The 20,927-nt window shown below is 33.7% G+C and carries 10 protein-coding genes; all 10 read left to right on the forward strand.

Annotated elements, in window-relative coordinates; translation table 11 throughout:
- Window positions 1–7: 7 nt before the first annotated feature.
- Complete coding sequence (locus CSW08_RS02315; protein WP_106658293.1) at window positions 8–574, forward strand: hypothetical protein; 567 nt, start codon at window positions 8–10, stop codon at window positions 572–574.
- A gap of 27 nt (window positions 575–601) precedes the next feature.
- Window positions 602–3,565 carry a glycosyl hydrolase 115 family protein gene (locus CSW08_RS02320; RefSeq protein WP_106658294.1) on the forward strand — a complete coding sequence of 988 codons (2,964 nt, stop codon included), beginning with the start codon at window positions 602–604 and terminating at the stop codon, window positions 3,563–3,565.
- Between the two features lie 7 nt (window positions 3,566–3,572).
- Window positions 3,573–5,408 carry a metallophosphoesterase family protein gene (locus CSW08_RS02325; RefSeq protein WP_106658295.1) on the forward strand — a complete coding sequence of 612 codons (1,836 nt, stop codon included), beginning with the start codon at window positions 3,573–3,575 and terminating at the stop codon, window positions 5,406–5,408.
- Between the two features lie 56 nt (window positions 5,409–5,464).
- Window positions 5,465–9,508 (forward strand): hybrid sensor histidine kinase/response regulator transcription factor, encoded by a 4,044-nt coding sequence (locus tag CSW08_RS02330; RefSeq protein WP_106658296.1) that lies wholly within the window; start codon window positions 5,465–5,467, stop codon window positions 9,506–9,508.
- Between the two features lie 122 nt (window positions 9,509–9,630).
- Window positions 9,631–10,503 carry an inositol oxygenase family protein gene (locus CSW08_RS02335; RefSeq protein ID WP_106658297.1) on the forward strand — a complete coding sequence of 291 codons (873 nt, stop codon included), beginning with the start codon at window positions 9,631–9,633 and terminating at the stop codon, window positions 10,501–10,503.
- Between the two features lie 66 nt (window positions 10,504–10,569).
- Window positions 10,570–12,150, forward strand: a complete 1,581-nt coding sequence (locus tag CSW08_RS02340) for a solute:sodium symporter family transporter (protein ID WP_106658298.1) — start codon at window positions 10,570–10,572, stop codon at window positions 12,148–12,150.
- A gap of 36 nt (window positions 12,151–12,186) precedes the next feature.
- Complete coding sequence (locus CSW08_RS02345; RefSeq protein ID WP_106658299.1) at window positions 12,187–13,329, forward strand: acyltransferase family protein; 1,143 nt, start codon at window positions 12,187–12,189, stop codon at window positions 13,327–13,329.
- A 1,531-nt stretch (window positions 13,330–14,860) separates the two neighbouring features.
- Entirely contained in the window at window positions 14,861–16,867 is a 2,007-nt protein-coding gene (locus tag CSW08_RS02350; protein ID WP_106658300.1) for a glycoside hydrolase family 97 protein, read from the forward strand.
- Between the two features lie 32 nt (window positions 16,868–16,899).
- The gene (locus tag CSW08_RS02355) at window positions 16,900–18,471 is read left to right on the forward strand and encodes a GH39 family glycosyl hydrolase (RefSeq protein WP_106658301.1); all 1,572 of its coding nucleotides are present in this window, start codon (window positions 16,900–16,902) and stop codon (window positions 18,469–18,471) included.
- Window positions 18,472–18,495: 24 nt separating this feature from the next.
- Window positions 18,496–20,889 carry a glycoside hydrolase family 31 protein gene (locus CSW08_RS02360; RefSeq protein WP_106658302.1) on the forward strand — a complete coding sequence of 798 codons (2,394 nt, stop codon included), beginning with the start codon at window positions 18,496–18,498 and terminating at the stop codon, window positions 20,887–20,889.
- Window positions 20,890–20,927 lie beyond the last annotated feature (38 nt).

Raw genomic sequence — 20,927 nt, forward strand, 5'->3', positions numbered from 1 at the left:
TCGGAATATGAAAAATATAATTATAACTTTTATTTTTTGTGTAAGTTATCAAATAGGAACGACGCAAAACAATGTGCCATCGATTGAAAATAATACGACTTTGCATTATATCTGTAAGCTACATGGGCAAACAAGAACGTTGACGCTTACCACAGAAATGACCTCGGATACGTTGGTACTAAACCTAGAAACAAGAGGCGTAAAAAGTAGTATTAGAACGATGCCAGAAGCATTTAAAAATGGCACTGAATTGAGTTTTAATCAGGGCGAAAATGCACCCATTTTGGTATTGAAACCCACGGAAACGTTTTTTATGATTTCGCAATCGGCTTACCGAGATTTATTAAAAAACAATCAATTTGTTTATAATAATACCACGTATGTATGGGATAAAAGTGAAGAAAAAAATCCTGTAGTTATTGATGGAAAAGCACTAAAAACTATACATGTAGTCGCGCAAATTGATGATACTGAACTATGGATTTTAGAAAATCCTGATTTCCCACTCCTTTGTAAAGTGGATAAAAACCCATTAGGCATCAATTTTACGCTTACAGAAATTGTTGGTCGATAAGGTTTAATCAAAAAATAGGTTCTGAATATGACTAAGCTAAATAGTTTCCTGATACTGATTTTACTGCAATTTTCTATTTTGAATGCTCAAAAAAGTCATGATTTTATAGTTGTTAATGAAGTAGAATCATGTCAAATTGTTATTGATAAAAAAGATACCAAAGTCGTTGAAATCGCTGCAAATATATTAGCAAATGATATAAAAAACAGTACAGGCATAGCCATTAAAGTTTCGAATAACATAGGCTCTAATATCATTCTCGCTGGCACCATTGGAAAGAATAAATTCATAGATCAACTCATCCACTCCAATAAAATAAAAATCGATTCGATCAAGGGTAAATGGGAGCGTTATAGTATCCAAGTCGTTAAAAATCCCTTCAAGGGCGTCCATCAAGCCTTAGTAATCGTGGGAGCAGATAGGCGAGGAACCGCTTACGGTTTGCTTGAAATCTCTAGAATGATTGGGATTTCTCCTTGGGAATGGTGGGCAGATGTGACACCCGAAAAGAAAAATGAGATTGTCATTTCTGTTGAAAACAAAACACATAAGGGGCCATCAGTAAAATACAGAGGCGTGTTTTTAAATGATGAAGATTGGGGATTGCAACGTTGGGCAGCATTAAATTTTGAACCGGAAACTGGCGATATGGGACCAAAAACCTATGCGAAAGTTTTTGAATTGTTGCTGCGTTTACGAGCCAATACCATTTGGCCCGCCATGCATTCGAGTACTAAACCATTTTATTCCTATCCCAAAAATAAACAGGTGGCAGATGATTATGCCATTGTTGTAGGCACATCACATGCCGAGCCTATGTTGAGCAATATCAATACCGAGTGGAACCATAAAACTATGGGTGAATATCGTTATGACACCAATTCAGAGGTTATAAAAAACGTGTTTACCAAACGCGTAAAAGAAGCTGCTCCATTTGAAAACATGTACACTACAGGAATGCGAGGGGAACACGATTCGCCTATGATTGTTGGTGAAGATGATACCGATAAACAAGTCAAATTATTAGAAAATATTATTGCCGACCAAAGGGCGATTTTAAAGAAAGAACTAAAAAAAGATCCGAAAGCGATACCACAAGCTTTTATTCCTTATAAAGAAGTATTGACCTATTATCAAGAAGGATTACAGCTTCCAGAAGATATTACACTGGTTTGGACGGATGATAATTACGGTTATATGCGCCAGTTTAGTAAGCCCGAAGAACAAAAACGGTCTGGAGGCGCAGGCGTGTATTATCACACATCCTATTGGGGGCGTCCACATGATTATTTATGGTTAAACTCCACCAACCCCGTTTTAATGTGGGAAGAAATGTCAAAAGCCTATGAATTTCAGTCCCGTGATTTATGGATTCTCAATTGTGGCGACATCAAACCACACGAATACAATATCGAATTGTTCTTAGACATGACTTGGGATATGGATGCTTTTGAAAAAAGTTGTGCGGTCAAAAGTCACATGAATGCTTGGGCAGCAAGAGAGTTTGGAAACAAACATGCAACCGAAATCACCGATGTCATGTTCGAAAATAATCGTCTTGCCTTTATAAGACGTCCTGAGTTTATGGCGTGGAGCCAAGTGGAGCCTATTACAAAATCGGGTGTTACGGAATTGACTCAGTTTCATTATGGTGATGAAGTTGAAACGCGAATAAAAGCCTATCAATCCATTGAAGATAAAGTGGAAAAATTATATCCTAATATTGCCACTCATCGCAAAGATGCTTTTTATCAATTAGTGTATTATCCTGTAATAGCCACTTCAAAAATAAATCAAAAGTGGTTGTACAGTTTCAAAAATGATTATGATGCCAAACAAGGTAAAATCAGTGCCAATTATTATGCTGAGCAATCTGCCAATGCTTTTGATCGCATTCAAAAAGAAACCCAATATTATAATGAAACGTTGCATCAAGGAAAATGGCATCATATTATGACTATGGAACCAAGGTTTCTTCCTGTATTTTCAAAACCATCCTATGTTTTTGTTGAACCAAACGAGAAAGCGGCTTTAGGCTTGGCATTGGAAGGTTACGAAATGGAAGTCAATCATAAAATCATTAATAGTTTTGCTGATGTTTTGCCCATTTTTAATAGGTATACCGATAGCCATTATTTTATTGATGTGTATTTAAAAGGTGAAGGAAGTGTAACATGGAAAGCTATCCCGAAAGCCGATTGGATTAAAATTTCCGATGATCAAGGGATATTGAATAGTAAATCTGGAAATCTCACAAAACGCTTATGGGTAAGTATAGATTGGGAAAAAGTGCCTCAAGGAGAGAACAAAAAAGAAGCACCTTTAGGGCATGATTTTCAGTTGATCCCGCCAAGTTATAAAGTAAATAGTGCCATTGATTTTATTTCAGAAGATAGTACGATAACAATAGGAGTTTCGGTTTACAATCCGAAATTTAAAGCATTGGAAAATTATGAAGGATTTATAGAGGACAAAGGTTTTGTGTCGATATATGCTGAAAATTTTACAAGAAATAAAGCGGGAAAACAAGCGCAATGGGACGTATTTGATGGTGTTGGTTATACGGGAAAGGTCATTGCGGCATTGCCGAGAAGTGTCGATTCGGAAACCGATTTAAAATTAATTCAGCAAAATAATCCTTTACTGGAATATGATTTTTATACCTTTAATTTCGGAGAAGCAGACGTTCGAGTGCAAGCAATCCCTACGCATGCAGATTATGAAGGGCGCGGCGTGCGTTGTGCTGTTGCTATAGACGATGCAACCCCCGTTATTGTTGATTTTCAAACTTCTGGTAGAAGTGAAGCTTGGAAACAAAATGTGCTCAAAAATGCCAGTGTACAATCGGTGAAACAAATTATCAACAAGGCAGGAAAGCATACACTTAAAATTTGGATGGTAGATTCAGGTGTCATGATAGATCAAGTGTTGATTGATTTGGGAGGATGGAAATCGAGTTATGCGTTTCCAAAAGAGACTTTTAAAGAATAAATAATTCATGGGATTTCAAAAATGTCTTTTTAATTTATTGTTATTGCTTGTTTTGGTTTCCTGTAAAACAGAACAGCAAGCCATTGAGAAAAATGAGCGTATTGTTTTTATAGCTGATGCGCATTTAAGTGATATTTTTGGCACATTTCAAGATATCGATTATAAAGGCATTCCAAATCCGGTAACGGGTGAGTATGCCAATATCAGAACCATGGGTTCGCAATTACAATCTACCCGAATTTTCAATGAAAATTATTTTGCGTTTATAGCCGCCTTAGAAGATATTTCTAAAAAAGGAATAAAAATAGTGGCGTTGCCTGGTGATTTTAGTGATGATGGACAACCTGTGCATTTAAGAGGTTTGAAACGCATTTTGAATGAATATACAGAAAAGCATGGTATGTCTTTTTTTGTTACCACAGGAAATCATGATGCGGTAAGACCTTTTTCCCAAGACGCTAGCAAAATCGATTTTTTAGGAAAAGATGGTAAAGAACAAATCATTACAAGTTCAAGAGCTAAATTGACGGTTGAAGAAGACGAATTGGAACCCATTATTACCTCCGATATCAAGAATTGGGGCTATAAGGAAATGACACAGGAAATGGCTGATTTCGGATTCTTTCCTCAAAAAAAATACTTTTATTGGGAAACCCCTTTTTCTAATTATGCTTATGAGGATTATACTTATGATAAAGCTTTAATAGTAGCGCCATTAGATAAAAGAACGTATAGCATTAAAAACACCAATCTGTTTCTTCCAGATGTGAGTTATTTGGTCGAACCGGTAAAAGGAATCTGGTTGTTGGCTATCGATGCCAACGCTTACGTTCCTGTTGAAAAATTATCGGGAGAAAAGGATAATCCTAAAGATTTTTCAGGGGTAAGCATCGGTTATGATAATGTGCTTTTATATAAAAGCCATTTGATTGATTGGGTGAAAAAAGTTTCGGCTCAAGCCAAGGAAAAAGGGAAGCTATTGATTGCCTTTAGTCATTACCCTATGGTCGATTTTAATGATGATGCTTCCACGGAAATGAAAGCTTTTTTTGGAATCCATAAAATGCAATTGCAAAGAGTACCAGTTGAAGCCGTGGCACAATCTTTTGCAGATGCTGGGCTTCAAATTCATTTTGGTGGACACATGCATATTAATGATACGGGCGTGCGTACTACAGCACAAGGCAATACTTTGTTTAATATTCAAACCCCTTCGCTGGCAGCTTATATGCCGAGTTATAAAATTTTGACCATACATTCAAATGAAAAAGTTGAGGTAGAAACAGTGGTTGTTGGTACTGTTCCAGAATTTAGTAGTTTATTTCCTTTTTATGAAGAAGAATATGCATACTTAGAACAAATAAAAAGCCCCAAAATTTGGAATAAAGAGATTTTGGAAGCAACAGATTATAAAAAGTTTACAGAATGGCATTTAGAGGAATTGACAAGGCTTCGTTTTTTGCCCGAAGATTTTCCAGTAGCATTTTTGGCCGATATAGCAAAGCTTTCTGGAAAGGATTTATTGTTGATTAATAAAGGTGCTTCAGAAATTGAGAAACAATTATTAGCTAATGATTTAACGATTCAGGATTTTGAAACATGGACAGGCTATGATATGATTTTTGATTTTTACCGATTGAGAAATGCCGATGAATTGGCCGTTCCAGATATAGGTTCTAAAAGATTAAAACAGTACAAAATGGTTTGTGAGCAGCTTGAAAAATCAAATAATGAACAGCTTGTTTTATGGTCTAAAATAGTTCAGAAAACATTACAAGGCCTGCCCTCAAATCATTTTAAAATCGATTTAAAAACAAACAAAATCGATAGAATAACACCTTGATAAAGGATGAATGTTTATTTATTCAAAATAAGTAAATTGCATATGTAAATAATTCTATGAAACAACATACTCTCATATTATTTTTTTCCTTAATTGTTTTTTGTGTTTCTAATTCCCAGAACATAAAATTTGAGCATTATAATGATAATGATGGCTTATCGCATAATTCGGTTAGGCACATTGTTCAAGATAAAAAGGGTTTTTTGTGGTTTGGTACTTTCTCGGGATTGAACCGTTTTGATGGTTATCAATTTAAAACCTATTTAAGTTCTGCGTCGGGTAATAACAAATTATATAATGATGATATCACAGCATTGGAATTAGATGAGGAGTCTAATAATTTTTGGATTGGTACACGAAAAGGGTTAACTCTTTTTAAAATGGACACAAACATTTTTACTACTTTTTTGCCACAAAAGAATAATCCGAATAGTTTGCCTGAGGAAGAAATTCGGTCAATTCATGTAGATAAATTCAAAAGAGTATGGGTAGGAACCAAAACCAAAGGGATATACATATTTATTTATGGAGAAAACAGATTTGAACATGTGCCCATTAAAGATTTTGATTATGTAAAAGAAATTTATGAAGATAAGAATGGCAATATTTGGTTGGGGAGTTATGGAAATGCATCAGTTGCAAAAATCACCCTAGATGTTGGTGGTAATGTTGTAAAAACTAAAACATATACGCTATCAATTCCTAATTCCAACGAGAGAAATCCGTATGTTAATTTTATTTATGAAGATGCAAAGCAAGATATTTTTATTGGTACTCGGGAAGGGCTTTATAAATTAGATAAAATAAATGATGAATTCGTAACCCTTTATATTGATAATAAGGATATTAGGATTGCTTTGGGTAACCATTTTTTATCAGTTGCTCAAGCCCCAGATGGGAAGTATTGGGTAGGAACTTTAGGCGGTTTGCTAGTTTGCAATGCATTAGAAGACATAAAAAATGGTAATTACAAATGGTATTATTCAGTTTTATCTGATAATACATCGTTAGTAGATAATTTAGTATCGGCCTTATATTTTGATGCTTCTGGTGTTTTATGGATTGGAACAGAAGATGGATTGGATAAATACGATCCTTATGAAAACCAGTTTGCTCTAAACAAAGATATTTCGCGTTATATTGGTAATCAAGCGCCACGAATTAGAGGTTTTTCTAAAACATATGATGAAAAAGTAATTGTACAAACTAGAAATAATGGACTTTTTATTTCTAGTAATGAGAATTTTATTCCGCTGTATGACAATAAAAAGGATATGGCGAGTATTTATTCAGATGATGGCAAAGTATTTTATTGCGGTTTGTGGAATGGAAATGTGCTTGTATACAATTACCTTAATAATTCATCAACAGAAATAAATATTGGATTTGAAACGGCACCTGTATTTGCTTTTTCCAGGATTAATGAACAAGAAATGATGGTAGGCTCCTTTGGCGAAGGAGCTGTGGTTTTGAATACAAAAACATTACAAGTTCAGCCATCGGCAGACAGATTGCTTCCAGGCTTTCAAATAAATGCTATTGAAAATGATAAGAACAATACCATGTGGTTTGCAACCGAGACAGGAGCAGTAAAGTACAGTATTAAATCTGGGCACATTGAAATCTATAAATCGCTTTCTAATAATGAAAATGGCTTGCCCCGAAATGATAATGTTAGTGATGTCATGATCGATTCCCAAGGAAAGGTTTGGGCTTCTACACCTAACGGATTAAGTTTTTATGATGCTTTAAACAATAATTTTAAGGAGTTAATAGAGCCTAAGGAACTCTCTGGGAAATGGATTACAGATATGCTAACAGATGATAATGGAGACTTATGGTTAAATATCAATAACAATAGTGTAGCCAGACTTAAAGCTAACCTAAAAAATATAAATATATACCATGTAAATAGCGGCAACAGATTAGATGTTTTTAGTTCAAGTGGATTTTATAATTTCAATAATTCAAACATTTATTTAGGAGGTAAAAATGGGATTATTTATTTTTCGCCACATACTATGACCAAAAATAAATGGTCGCCCATGCCAGTTATAACAGAATTTAAGATTCAGAACGAAGAGGTATTTCCGGGCATGAATATTAATGGGCAAGTGCCACTTTTAAAAGATTTTAATTATACTAAAGAAGTATCACTAAGCTATGCCAACCGCAATTTTTCATTTCAGTTTTCTGCACCCTCATTTACAAATGAAAGGCTTAACAAATTTCAATATATGTTAGAAGGTTTTGATGAAAGCTGGATAACAACTAACAGCAATTCTAGAACGGTTCAATATACAAACCTCTACCCAGACGATTATGTTTTTAAAGTAAGATCTAGCAATAGTGATGGAAATTGGAGTGATACAGCGTCTTATCAAATAAAAATTCTGCCACCATTTTGGTTAACCCCCAGCGCTTTTATACTTCTTTTTATTTTGTTGGTTACTATTTTTTATTTTGTTAGAAGAGAGATTAAAAGCCGTATTAAATTAAAACAAGAATTACTTACAGAAAAAGTTAATAGAGAACACAATCTTAAATTAAATACTGAAAAACTTAGGTTTTTTACTAATATTTCCCATGAACTAAGAACACCATTAACCCTCATTTTAGGCCCTGCCAAACAATTAATTGATGAAAACAAAACCAATGCTACCGACTATCAAAAAAGTAGATATAATCTTATTTACCAAAATGCAAGCAGGTTGTTAAACCTAGTAAACCAAGTACTTGATTTTAGAAAAGCGGAATCTGGGGAATTAAAGCTTAAAGTTTCAAAAACGGACATTCTTTCTTATTCTAGAAATATTTTTGATTCATTCAAGGAAATGGCCAATAACAAAAAAATAAGATTGAATTTTATTTCTGAAGAAGAGAGCATTATTGGCTGGATAGATAATGATAAGTATGATAAAATTCTTTACAATCTGCTGTCAAACGCCTTAAAATTTACCAATAAATTTGGCAATATAGATGTATTTATAAAGCTAAAAGATGGAGCTAGAGAGTTCTTAATAGTTGAGGTAAGCGACGATGGCATTGGAATTCCTTTAAAAAGTCAAGAAAAAATTTTCACAAGGTTCTATCAGGCTACCAATAGCAAAGCCAATAATACGGGCACGGGTATTGGTCTGTCTTTGGTAAAATCATTGGTAGAACTTCATAAAGGATCCATAAAAGTAGAAAGCGCAACCAATAAAGGAAGCATATTTAAGGTTGAAATTCCCATAGAGCGCCATTTATATAATGATAAAGAAGTATTTGAATATATTTTAAAAGATGAGAGTTTAAAAGATGTACTTGTTACAGATAAACCAGCTAAAAAAATAATTCAAAACACAGAGTTAAAACAAAAAATACTGGTGGTTGAAGATAATACCGAGCTGAGAAAATATTTGATTGATTATCTGTCTGACTATTATAAAGTGTATGATGCAGAAAATGGGGAAGAAGGGTTGAGGATTTGTAGACAAATGAAGCCCATATTATGTGTTGCAGATGTTATGATGCCCGTTATGGATGGCCATGAATTTTGTAGTGAATTGAAAAAGGATGAGTTTATTAGCCATATTCCTGTTGTGTTATTAACGGCGCTTTCTGAAAATGAAGATAAGGTAAAGGGTTATGGGCTAGGAGCCGATGGTTATTTAGTAAAACCCTTTGATCCGTCTTTATTAAAAACGGTTATAGAGAATATTATAAAATCTAGATTAGAATTAAAATCGAAATTCTCTGGCGAAGTAGAAAGCGAAATAGGTTTACTAACTCATTCTCCAATTGATGAGGAATTTATGGAAAAAGTAACTAGTTTAATAAATGATAATTTAAGTGAATTGGATTTATCAACAGAATTTCTGTGTGATAAATTAGCAGTAAGTTCTTCAAAATTATATCGAAAAATCAAAGAACTAACCGATTTAGCTCCTAACGAATTTATCCGGACTATACGCTTAAAGAAATCGGCGCAACTACTTAAAACCAAAAAATATAATGTATCTGAAGTAACTAATTTAGTGGGCTTTAACGACCCTTTGTATTTCAGTAGATGTTTTAAGAAACAGTTTGGTTTTCCGCCAAGTAAATTGATTAATTGATTCTTTTTCTTCTAAATAGCATATATGTCAAAAAATATCCATGTTTTTGATGTATTAATCCATCCCTTTCCTTAGTCTATATTTTAGTTTCGTTTAAAACTAATTTTTTCAATTATAGCATCATGAAAAAGGCATTTGATTCAAACAATCCATTGAATAATTTAAATGAATGGGAAGATGATTTGTTGTCACGATATCCAGATCCATCTGAAAAGAAAAAGGAAAAAGATGAATTTAGAAATTATGTGGATTCAGAACGGGTAGAAACGGTTAAAGAATTTTACAGAATAAATCATACCTATCAAACCTACGATTTTGTATGTAGTAAGGAAGAAGAATTTTTAAAATTCAATAAAAAGAAAATGTCTATTTGGGAAGCTGTTGATTTTTTAAACACGCTTGTTGATGATAGTGACCCTGATATTGATTTAGACCAAACACAACATCTTTTACAAACTTCTGAGGCCATTAGAGCAGACGGACACCCAGATTGGTTTGTGCTTACAGGATTTATACACGATTTAGGAAAAATTTTATGTTTGTTTGGAGAACCACAATGGGCAGTTGTAGGCGATACATTTCCTGTTGGGTGTGCTTATTCAGATAAAATAGTGTATTCAGAATTTTTTAAAGAAAACCCAGATTATACAGATGAAAGGTTTAATACAAAACTAGGTGTTTATTCTGAAAATTGCGGATTAGACCAAGTGAAAATGAGTTGGGGGCATGATGAATACCTGTATCAAATTATGAAGAACTATTTGCCTGATCCAGCTTTATATATGATTCGCTATCATTCGTTTTATTCCCAACATAAAGAAAATGCGTATACCCATTTAATGAACGAGAAAGATATTGAGATGTTTGAGTGGGTAAAAAAATTCAACCCATATGATTTATACACGAAAGCTCCTGTGAGGCCAGATGTACAAGCATTACTGCCTTATTACAAAGGATTGGTAGCTAAATATTTGCCAGAAAAATTGAAGTTTTAATCAAATATGTATTTATTCTGATTAGTGCTTCTGCTTTTATTTATCTAACCAACTGAGACCAAAAATATGTATACCGTTATAACTTTTATTGCCTTTACGGCGTTTGTTGCTTTTTATTCTTGGTTCAAACTAAGAAAACAAAAGTTGAGCTCCAAAGACGGTTATTTTCTTGGCGGTAGAAGTTTAACAGGTGTTGTTATTGCAGGGTCGATGCTACTTACGAATATTTCTACGGAGCATCTTATTGGTATGAATGGATCTTCCTATAAAAATGGCTTCATCATAATTGCTTGGGAAGTAACATCGGCCCTCGCCTTAGTGGCAGCGGCCATTTATTTTGTGCCACGATATTTAAAAATGGGACTTACCACCATTCCGCAATATTTAGAAAAGAGATTTGATAGTACCACAAGAACATTAGTCGCCCTTTTTTTAATGATTTCATTTGTGGTGACCTTATTGCCCATTGTGCTTTATACGGGTGCTATAAATATTGAAAGTATTTTTAATGTTTCCGAAGTTTTTCAGGTATCTAAAGAAGAAGGGCTATGGATAACGGTTGTGTTGATTGGTGCCTTGGGTTCTGTGTATGCTATTTTTGGCGGATTGAAAGCAGTAGCTATATCTGATACCATTAATGGTTACGGACTTTTATTAGGAGGCCTTCTTATTCCATTATTGGCACTTATAAGTATTGGCGATGGAAATCCGCTAGAAGGCTTAAGTAAAGTATATTTAAAGAATCCTGAAAAATTTAATGTTATAGGTGAAAAAGATTCGGTATTGCCTTTCGGAGTCTTATTTACGGGTTTGATTATTAACCAATTATATTTTTGGTGTATGAACCAAACCATTATTCAACGTGCGTTTGGTGCTAAAAATTTAGTGGAAGCACAAAAAGGATTATTGTTTACGGGTGTTTTAAAAGTATTAATACCACTTGTTATCATTTTGCCCGGTGTTATTGGGTTCTATTATTTTGGAGATGCTCTCTACGATAATCAAGACATGATTTACCCCGAACTTATTAAGAAAGTATTGCCTGTTGGATTAGTGGGTGTTTTTGCGGCCATTATATTGGGAGCCGTGTTAAGTACTTTTAATAGTGTATTGAATAGTGCGGCAACCATATTCAGCATAGATATTTACAAAAGGCATTTAGGGAAAAATTCTAGTGATAAGGTTTTGGTTAAAGTAGGTAAATTAACCTCTACCATATTAGCCGTTTTTGCCATATTGGTCGCGCCTATGGTAGCAAATGCGCCTGATGGGCTCTATCAACTTTTGCAACAATTAAATGGCATCTTTTTTATACCTATTGCATCCATTATGTTGGCCGGGTTTTTTCTTAAAAATATATCGGCTGCAGGAGCCAAAGCATCACTTTTTGTCGGACTCTTATTTTACATATTAACAACCTTTGTTTTTAAGGTCGATATACATTTTGTACACCTCTGGGGCATAGAGTTTTTATTAAATATAGGAGTCATGTTTTGTGTCTCCCATTTTTATCCCCAAGGTAAAGAATACATACAGGAAGATTTCCATATAGTTGAAATGAATGCATGGAAATACACGAAGCCAATGGCCATTTCACTTTGTGCCATTACGGTGCTCATTTATGTTTTTTTAGGAAAAAATTATTAATAAAAATTTATCTATAATAAAATAGAATTACAAATTATGGAAGAAGCATTACATCAGAAGTCTAACCGTTTTTTATCTCTTGATGTTTTTAGAGGGCTCACTATCTGTTTAATGATTATTGTTAATACGCCAGGAACAGGAGCGCATTTGTACCCTTATTTGGTGCATGCCGATTGGTTTGGTTTTACACTGGCTGATTTGGTTTTTCCATCATTTCTTTTTGCTATGGGAAATGCCATGAGTTTTTCTATGGATAAATTAAAATTTGCGTTGCCTAGTTTGGTATGGAAAAAAATTTTAAAACGCACCTTTCTTATTTTTCTTTTTGGCTACTTAATGTATTGGTTTCCTTTTTTCAAGCAGAGTATAGATGGTTCTTGGGAATTTAAACCATTTTCCGAAACCCGTATTATGGGTGTATTGCAACGTATCGCCTTATGTTATTTTTTTGCATCTATCATATTTTACTATTTTTCCCAAAAAGTAGCGGTCATTTTATCTGTATTTATTTTACTATGTTACTGGATATTGCTATATATATTTGGAGTGCCAGGAGAGGAATTAGGAACAACAACAAACGCAGTAATACGGATGGACTTGTCACTTCTGGGCCAACAACATATTTATAAAAAGGATAGCATACCTTTTGATCCAGAAGGCCTTTTAAGCACACTGCCATCTATTGTGAACGTGCTAGGAGGATATATTGCAGGGAAGTATGTTCAGAAAAAAGGAAAGTTTTTTGAAGGAATCACCAAATTATTTATAACTGGATTAATATTCGTTTTATTGGCACTTTGTTGGGATTTGGTTTTTCCAATTTCCAAAAAACTTTGGACAAGTTCATTTGTGCTGTACACTATTGGTTTGGATTTATCCATTATGGCTATTTTGATATATGCCATTGAATTAAAGGATGTAAGATTTGGAGTTGGGTTCTTTGATGTTTTTGGAAAAAATCCCTTGTTTATATATCTGTTTTCTGAGCTATTTTATATCATTTTACGTCTTATTCCAACAAGTTCAGGATTGGATGTTTTTGAATGGGTAAGTGAACATGCTTTTCAGAATCTATTTCCAGGAGCATTTGGTTCTTTAGTTACAGCATTAGTATTTATGTTACTATGTTGGTCTTTAGGATGGTGGCTCAATAAAAGACGTATTTATATAAAAATATAGCCAATTTCATAATGTGTAATTAGTAAGATTAAAATAGAAAACCTTTATTTTGTCTTAGAATAACTAACTATCCAAATTTAATTTAAAATTGTTATTAGTATACTATATCATAAACGGGCATTATTATTTCTTTGCTTTTCTACAGAAGTCTTATCACAATTTATCCAAATATTATTTTAGAAGAACTAAATTAAGTTTTCTTAATTCTATTATGATAAATATTATTAATAAAATTCATAATAATTTATCTTGCTTTATAAATAATACTAAATTATATTTGCACTGCTCTTAAAGTAAGAGCAAAATAAAACAAAAGTTCATATTAAATAAGTTACTTTTTCGGTTACCAATATGTAAATTGATACGTAACTATTTGAATATTAAAAACATATGTTTGGGATGTGCTTCCTGCCACCCCGACCAAAAAACATCCAACACGAACGTGTTGGATTTTTTTATTTGTGAAGTTTCCATGTTTAACTGAAGAAACTTAGTAAAAGAAAATTTACTATCGGATTTATTGAGTAATCCCACTTCCCCAGTTTTTATTCGTTTACTAATGATAGAAATTCATCAAAATGTAACTAAATGTATTAATCTGAATTTAATTTTTGATGTTTACATTGGTATTAAATCCCATATATTTCAATCAACCAAAGCCATCTACTTTTAAAATACCAAAAGAATAATTTGAATATGAAACAAATTCTTTCTTTTGATAATCTTCTACATGATTTATCCTAGTTAATTTAAAAAGAGACCTAAAACATTTTTGAAATTTCAGCAAATCATTAACCTAGCCAAACTTTTCTTAAAAGACTTAATAGGTGATGAGTTATTATGTTTCTAACCCCATATAATATTTTGATTTATAGAAGATTAAAAAAGAATATAATCTATAGTTGAAATCTTAAATGACTTACTTTTTAAAAGTAAAAGACTACAAAAAAAAATTAATATTATTTATAGACATTCAAATAACACATAAGTAGCCCATATAGAATACATATTCTATCGCTCTTTATTCAGTGAAACTATAATTTTACATTTATATAATGATGGTTCAATAATTAAAAAAACCTGAACCAAAAAAACCTAAACTAAAACCAAAACTTTAAACAAATAGTTATTATGAAATTCAAACAAAAAAACAAAATAAGGTTATCTGTATATATTACCGATACATTATATTAGAACAAGGTTGCACAACAAATTCATATTGTCTTAGTGATACTTTTAGAAAGCATCTAAATGGTCATGAACTACAAGATTAATATGTGATAGGTTTCTTTCTGGAAGTTGGCAATTCTTAAAACATTAGCCGTTCATATTTTCTATGTAAACTTTAAGGAAAATGATAGTGTTTTTTTAAAATTTTGGAAAACAACCTATTGTTTTGTGCTTACCATAACGAAAACCCGGTAATTGTCGGGCTAATTAGTAAATTTAGTTTAGTTGTATTTAGTTTTTAACTGGGGGGTTTGTAGTTGGTCTCCCCAGTTATTTTTGTTCCTTTTTAAATTTAAAAAAAATGATTCAAAAATTGATAATCCCTGTTTTGCTTTTTGTAATAATTTCTGGATGTAGTAAAGTCGAAGATAAAAACGATTTTGAGGTTGTTTCACCAAATGGCCTAAACAAAATTGAGTTTAAATTAATAGAAAATGAACCTAAATATGCTGTTTATCATGGTGAAACCGAAATATTATCACTTTCAGATATGGGGTTTTTATTAAAGGATAATGAAGATTTAAGCAAGGACTTTGAAATTGAAAATGTAGAGATATCTGTTTTTGATGACACTTGGGAACAGGTTTGGGGAGAAAAAAAGAGAATACGTAATCACTATAATCAATTAGTGGTCCATTTGCAAAAAAAAGATAAAAACAAACGCAAACTAGATATACAGTTCCGTGCTTTTGATGATGGAATTGCCTTTAGGTACATATACCCAAAACAGGAATCAAAGGACAGTATTTTCATCATGGATGAAAAAACAACCTTTAACCTAAAAGAAGAAGGTCAAGCATGGTGGATTCCTGCCTACAGGGAAAACCGTTACGAATATTTATACGAGAAATCGCCGGTTAGCACGTTAGATACCGTTCATACTCCTTTAACCATAGAGAGCAAAAGCGGGTTGAAATTGAGTTTTCATGAAGCCAACTTAATTGATTTTGCCAGTATGACCTTGGTTAATACGACAGGTACACAATTAAAAGCAGATTTGGTACCATGGTCAGACGGCGTAAAAGTAAGGGTAAAAGATACCTTTACGTCATCATGGAGAACACTTCAAATAGGCGAAAGTGCCGGAGATTTGATAGATTCATATTTGGTATTGAATTTAAATGAACCCAATAAATTAGGAAACCCATTTTATGTAAAGCCATATAAGTATTTTGGTATTTGGTGGGGCATGCATATTGGAAAATACACTTTTTGGGAGAGTGATACACAAGGGGCAACCACTAAAAATGCCATAGAATATATTGATTTTACTGCAAAAGAAGGTTTTCATCATTTGTTGATAGAAGGCTGGAATAAGGGATGGACACCAGCTTGGTATGAAAACCATATGCACATGTTCAGCTTCACTCAATGTGCCGATAATTTTGATATTGATAAAGTTGTTGAATACGGGAAACAAAAAGAGGTAGAGCTTATAGGTTACCATGAAACAGGTTCTAACCTTATAAACTACATGAAACAAATTGATGAAGGATTTGCTATGTACAAACGTTTGGGGATCCATACCGTTAAAATAGGACATGTAGGATCTAAATTAAATATGAAAGAGTGGCATCACGGACAGTTTGGAGTAAATTACTTTAGATATGTTTTGGAAAAAGCCGCTGAATATGATTTGGCTGTATTTTACCATGAATCCATAAAAGATACAGGTGAACGAAGGACCTATCCAAATATGTTGGCAAGGGAAGCAGCACGTGGACAAGAATATAATGCTTGGAGCGAGGGGAACCCTCCGAATCATGCAGTCATTTTACCTTACACAAGAATGTTGTCAGGACCTATGGAATACACACCTGGTGTTTTGGATGTTGAAATTAAACAAGGATTTCCTGGAAAAAGAATTCAAGGAACTACGGCACAACAATTGGCTATGTATGTGGTGTATTATTCGCCCATACAAATGATGGCAGATCTTCCCGAAAATTATGAAGGAAGAACAGAGTTTCAATTCTTAAAAGATGTACCAACAGATTGGGAAAACACCCTAATATTGAATGGTGAAATTGGAGAGTATATTACCACGGTTCGTAAAGACGGACATAGTGACGATTGGTATTTGGGAAGCATGACGAATGAAAAAAGTAGGGATATAACAGTTCAACTATCATTTCTAGATCCAAACGCTGATTATGAAGCGCAAATTTATCAAGATGCAGAAGGAACAGATGAAAAACACAATCCAGAGGCAGTAACTATTTTCAAAAAGATGGTAACAGTTTCAGACACTTTAAATTTACATTTGGGTGGCTCTGGAGGAACAGCTATTAGGTTTAAGAAACTATAAACCAAGAAGAATAAACTATTGTAAGAATAATAATGAATAAACAAATCATTTTACTAATCACGATTTTATGCCTTTTTAATACTGAAATATTTGCACAGAAGAATAATGATAGATCTATACAAGTAGATTATAATAAAGTAAAAGGTCAACTAAATACCATGTTTAAAGAATGTATTGGTGCTGGAAGGGCTAATGAAGGTCTTCGTGCCGATTGGCAACAGCAACTTGCTTTAGCAAAAAAGGATTGCGATTTTAAATATATTAGATTTCATGGTTTACTTGTTGATGATATGGGAGTGTATGGGGTTAACGATAAAGGGGAACCTCAATATAACTTTCAATATATTGATGTTTTGTTTGACTATATTTTAGAAATTGGGATGAAGCCTTTTGTAGAAATAGGATTTATGCCTAGCTCCTTAGCTAGTGGTAAAGAAACCATTTTCTGGTGGAGAGATAATGTCTCGCCTCCTAACGATTATGATAGATGGCAAGAGTTAATTACAAACTTAGTGACACACTTTACACAACGCTATAGTGAAGAAGAAGTTAAAACATGGTATTTTGAAGTTTGGAACGAGCCAAATTTAAGCGGGTTTTGGGCAGGTACTCAAGAAGAATATTTTAAACTTTATGAGTATACGGCCAAAGCTGTTAAAAGTGTTAATCCGGAATATCGCGTTGGTGGCCCAGCTACCGCTGGTAATGCATGGATAGAAGAAACCATACAATTTACAGATGATAATAAATCACCAATAGATTTCATTTCTACCCATTCTTACGGTGTTAAACACGGATATTTGGATGAGTTTGGAACTTCTGGAACTATTTTAAGTAAAGATGAATGGAGTGTTAGTGGGGACGTTATTGGGGTTAGATCTAAGATGGACAGTTTGCAGAAACAACATCTGGAATTACACTATACAGAATGGAGTGCATCCTATACGCCCGCAGATCCTATACATGATAGTTACCATGAAGCTTCTTATATTATTCAAAAAATGAAGCAAATTGGCAATGCAGCTAATTCAATGTCGTATTGGACATTTACCGATATTTTTGAAGAAGCAGGACCACGATATACACCTTTTCATGGAGGCTTTGGGTTGCTTAATTACCAAGGTATTAAAAAGCCAGCTTATTTCGCCTACCAGTTTATGAACAAACTGGCAGATATTGAACTGGAAAATTCAGATGACAAATCTTGGGCAACAAAAGACAAATCAGGTAATTTTCAACTCTTATTATGGGATTTCACCAATACGCATCCTGGTGATACAGAACTTAACCAAACTTACTATGCACAAGAGCTTCCTTCTGAGGATAAGGGTAATGTAACCATACAACTTGAAAATATTCCAAAAGGAACATATGAACTTCAAGTTTTTAAGGTAGGCTACAAAACCAATGACGCTTACACGATGTATATCAATATGGCAAAACCTAACCAGTTAACAAGTGAACAGGTTAAAACTTTAAAAGAGGAAGCAAATGGCGCACCTATGTTAAGTGAAACTATAAATGTGACATCTAATGGCGTGTTTAATAGAACATTAAACATTAATGAAAATGATGTATTTTTTTTAAATTTAAAGAAAATATAAATTAAAAAATAAAACCAACTTAACATGTTAAAAAACAAAATCAACTGCAGTACATTTTTCACATTATTAAATATGCTATTGATTGCAAATGTGGCATTTGCACAAATTCAAAATACGAATGTTTTAAATGAACCACCAGACATCAGTAAAGATTTTGAAGATTATAGAAACACCTATTATTTAGCGGATGAATTATCATCCTTTAATCCTGAAACAGGAAAAGGAATGATCAAGTATTTACGTCATAATATAGCCACCAGACAGGCCTTTAACAACATGTTAAGTAAACTTGTGCCATCTGAAGCAAATGAGTTCCCAACAACCGAGTATGCTGTATCTCCAGAATTACCTTTTTCAATTGAATTTATTTCTGATAGAACTATAAGAATAAAAACAAGCTCTGGCCCTCAATTTAAAAAAGAAGAGCCTTCATTAATGCTTGTAAATGGTATTGCTAATGATGCTAGAAATCTTTGGAAATATTCAAAGGTTACGGAAGGTCATAAATACACTAGCAACAAAGGTTCTGTGTTGATAACCGAAAAACCATGGCATGTTTATATTTATAATGCCAAAGGAAAACTATTAACAAGTACTTTGCATTTAGATGACGTTACAAGCACGTATACACCAGTAACACCTTTTTCATTCGTTAGAAGAGCGGACGATTATTCACGTAGCATGAATGCCGTATTTTCCATGTCGCCCGAAGAGAAAATATTTGGCTGTGGTGAATCTTTTACGCAGTTTAATAAGCGTGGGCAAAAAGTGATTCTGTGGACTGATGATGCCAATGGTGTGCAGAACGAAACGATGTACAAACCTATTCCGTTTTACATGAGTAGCCGTGGGTATGGTGTATTTATGCATCACTCTACGCCTATAACCGTTGATTTTGGGAAATATTTCAATGCGGCAAACTCTATGATGATTGGAGATGATGAAGCTGATTTATTCGTTTTTATTGGCGAGCCAAAAGATATTCTTGATGAATATACAGATCTTACAGGGAAAGCGGAGATGCCTCCACTTTGGTCGTTTGGGTTTTGGATGAGCCGAATTACTTATTTTTCAGAAGAAGAAGGGCGAGACATTGCTAAAAATTTAAGAAAACATAAAATCCCTACCGATGTTATTCATTTTGATACAGGTTGGTTTGAAGTGGATTGGAGAAATAATTATGAATTTTCAAAAAACCGATTCGATAACCCAACAAAAATGATTGCCGACATGAAGGAAGATGGCTTTAATGTTTGCTTGTGGCAACTTCCTTATTTTACACCTAAAAACACCTTATTTAATGAAATCATCGATAAAGGTTTAGCGGTAAAAGATAAAAAAGGAAATATCCCTTATGAAGATGCTGTACTGGATTTTACAAATCCTGAAACCGTAAAATGGTATCAAGATAAAATAGCGTCGCTTTTAAAAATGGGTGTGGGCGTTATTAAAGTCGATTTTGGCGAAGCAGCACCAGCTACTGGCATTTACAGCAATGGGCGCACAGGATTTCACGAACACAATATGTACCCTTTACGATACAATAAAGCTGTAGCCGATATTACCAAAGAAGTTACAGGCAACAGCATTATTTGGGCACGAAGTACGTGGGCTGGTAGCCAACGTTATCCATTGCATTGGGGCGGTGATGCCGCTACAACCAATACAGCCATGGCTTCAACTTTAAGAGGAGGCTTGTCATTAGGATTGTCTGGTTTTTCGTTTTGGAGCCATGATGTGGGTGGATTTGTAACAAAATCCCCAGAAGATCTATATAGAAGATGGTCGCCTTTCGGAATGCTTACATCACATGTGCGTAGCCATGGTGAGCCTCCAACAGAACCTTGGGAGTATAGCGATGAGTTTTTAAAAGGCTTTAGGGATGCCGATAATATGCGTTACAGATTAATGCCCTATATTTACGCACAAGCAAAGCATGCTTCAGAAAATGGATTGCCAATGTTAAGAGCATTATTTGTGGAATATCCTAACGATCCAGGTGCTTGGTTAATAGACGACCAATATCTTTTTGGTTCGGATATGTTAGTGGCGCCATTGTTTGAAAATGTTACAGAAAGGAATGTGTATCTGCCAGAAGGCAAATGGATTGATTATCAAACAGGCAACGTTTATGAAAAAGGTTGGCATACTATTAAAGCTGGAGATATTCCTATTATTGCTTTAATTAAAGATGGTGCCGTGATTCCACATATTAAATTAGCCCAATCAACTAAAGATATGGATTGGAGCAATATAGAACTTAAAGTATATGCTGCTGATGCCTCACAGGCCAAGGGCAAATTATTTTTGCCCAATGATTCGCAGCTGCGTGACTTAATTTTAAATAAAAATGGGGCAAATTTTATACTAGAATCCACTCCCGTTTCAGAAAGAACAAATTTTAAAATAATTAAATAGAATAAACGCTGGAGTATTTAAAAATTCCAGCGTTTTTT

The sequence above is a fragment of the Confluentibacter flavum genome, from assembly GCF_002843175.1.
Classification (GTDB): Bacteria; Bacteroidota; Bacteroidia; order Flavobacteriales; family Flavobacteriaceae; genus Confluentibacter; species Confluentibacter flavum.

Excerpts from the sequence above, each read along its gene's own strand:
- CSW08_RS02315 (WP_106658293.1), top strand. The coding sequence starts at position 8 with ATGAAAAATATAATTATAACTTTTATTTTTTGTGTAAGTTATCAAATA.
- CSW08_RS02320 (WP_106658294.1), top strand. The coding sequence starts at position 602 with ATGACTAAGCTAAATAGTTTCCTGATACTGATTTTACTGCAATTTTCT.
- CSW08_RS02325 (WP_106658295.1), top strand. The coding sequence starts at position 3,573 with ATGGGATTTCAAAAATGTCTTTTTAATTTATTGTTATTGCTTGTTTTG.
- CSW08_RS02330 (WP_106658296.1), top strand. The coding sequence starts at position 5,465 with ATGAAACAACATACTCTCATATTATTTTTTTCCTTAATTGTTTTTTGT.
- CSW08_RS02335 (WP_106658297.1), top strand. The coding sequence starts at position 9,631 with ATGAAAAAGGCATTTGATTCAAACAATCCATTGAATAATTTAAATGAA.
- CSW08_RS02340 (WP_106658298.1), top strand. The coding sequence starts at position 10,570 with ATGTATACCGTTATAACTTTTATTGCCTTTACGGCGTTTGTTGCTTTT.
- CSW08_RS02345 (WP_106658299.1), top strand. The coding sequence starts at position 12,187 with ATGGAAGAAGCATTACATCAGAAGTCTAACCGTTTTTTATCTCTTGAT.
- CSW08_RS02350 (WP_106658300.1), top strand. The coding sequence starts at position 14,861 with ATGATTCAAAAATTGATAATCCCTGTTTTGCTTTTTGTAATAATTTCT.
- CSW08_RS02355 (WP_106658301.1), top strand. The coding sequence starts at position 16,900 with ATGAATAAACAAATCATTTTACTAATCACGATTTTATGCCTTTTTAAT.
- CSW08_RS02360 (WP_106658302.1), top strand. The coding sequence starts at position 18,496 with ATGTTAAAAAACAAAATCAACTGCAGTACATTTTTCACATTATTAAAT.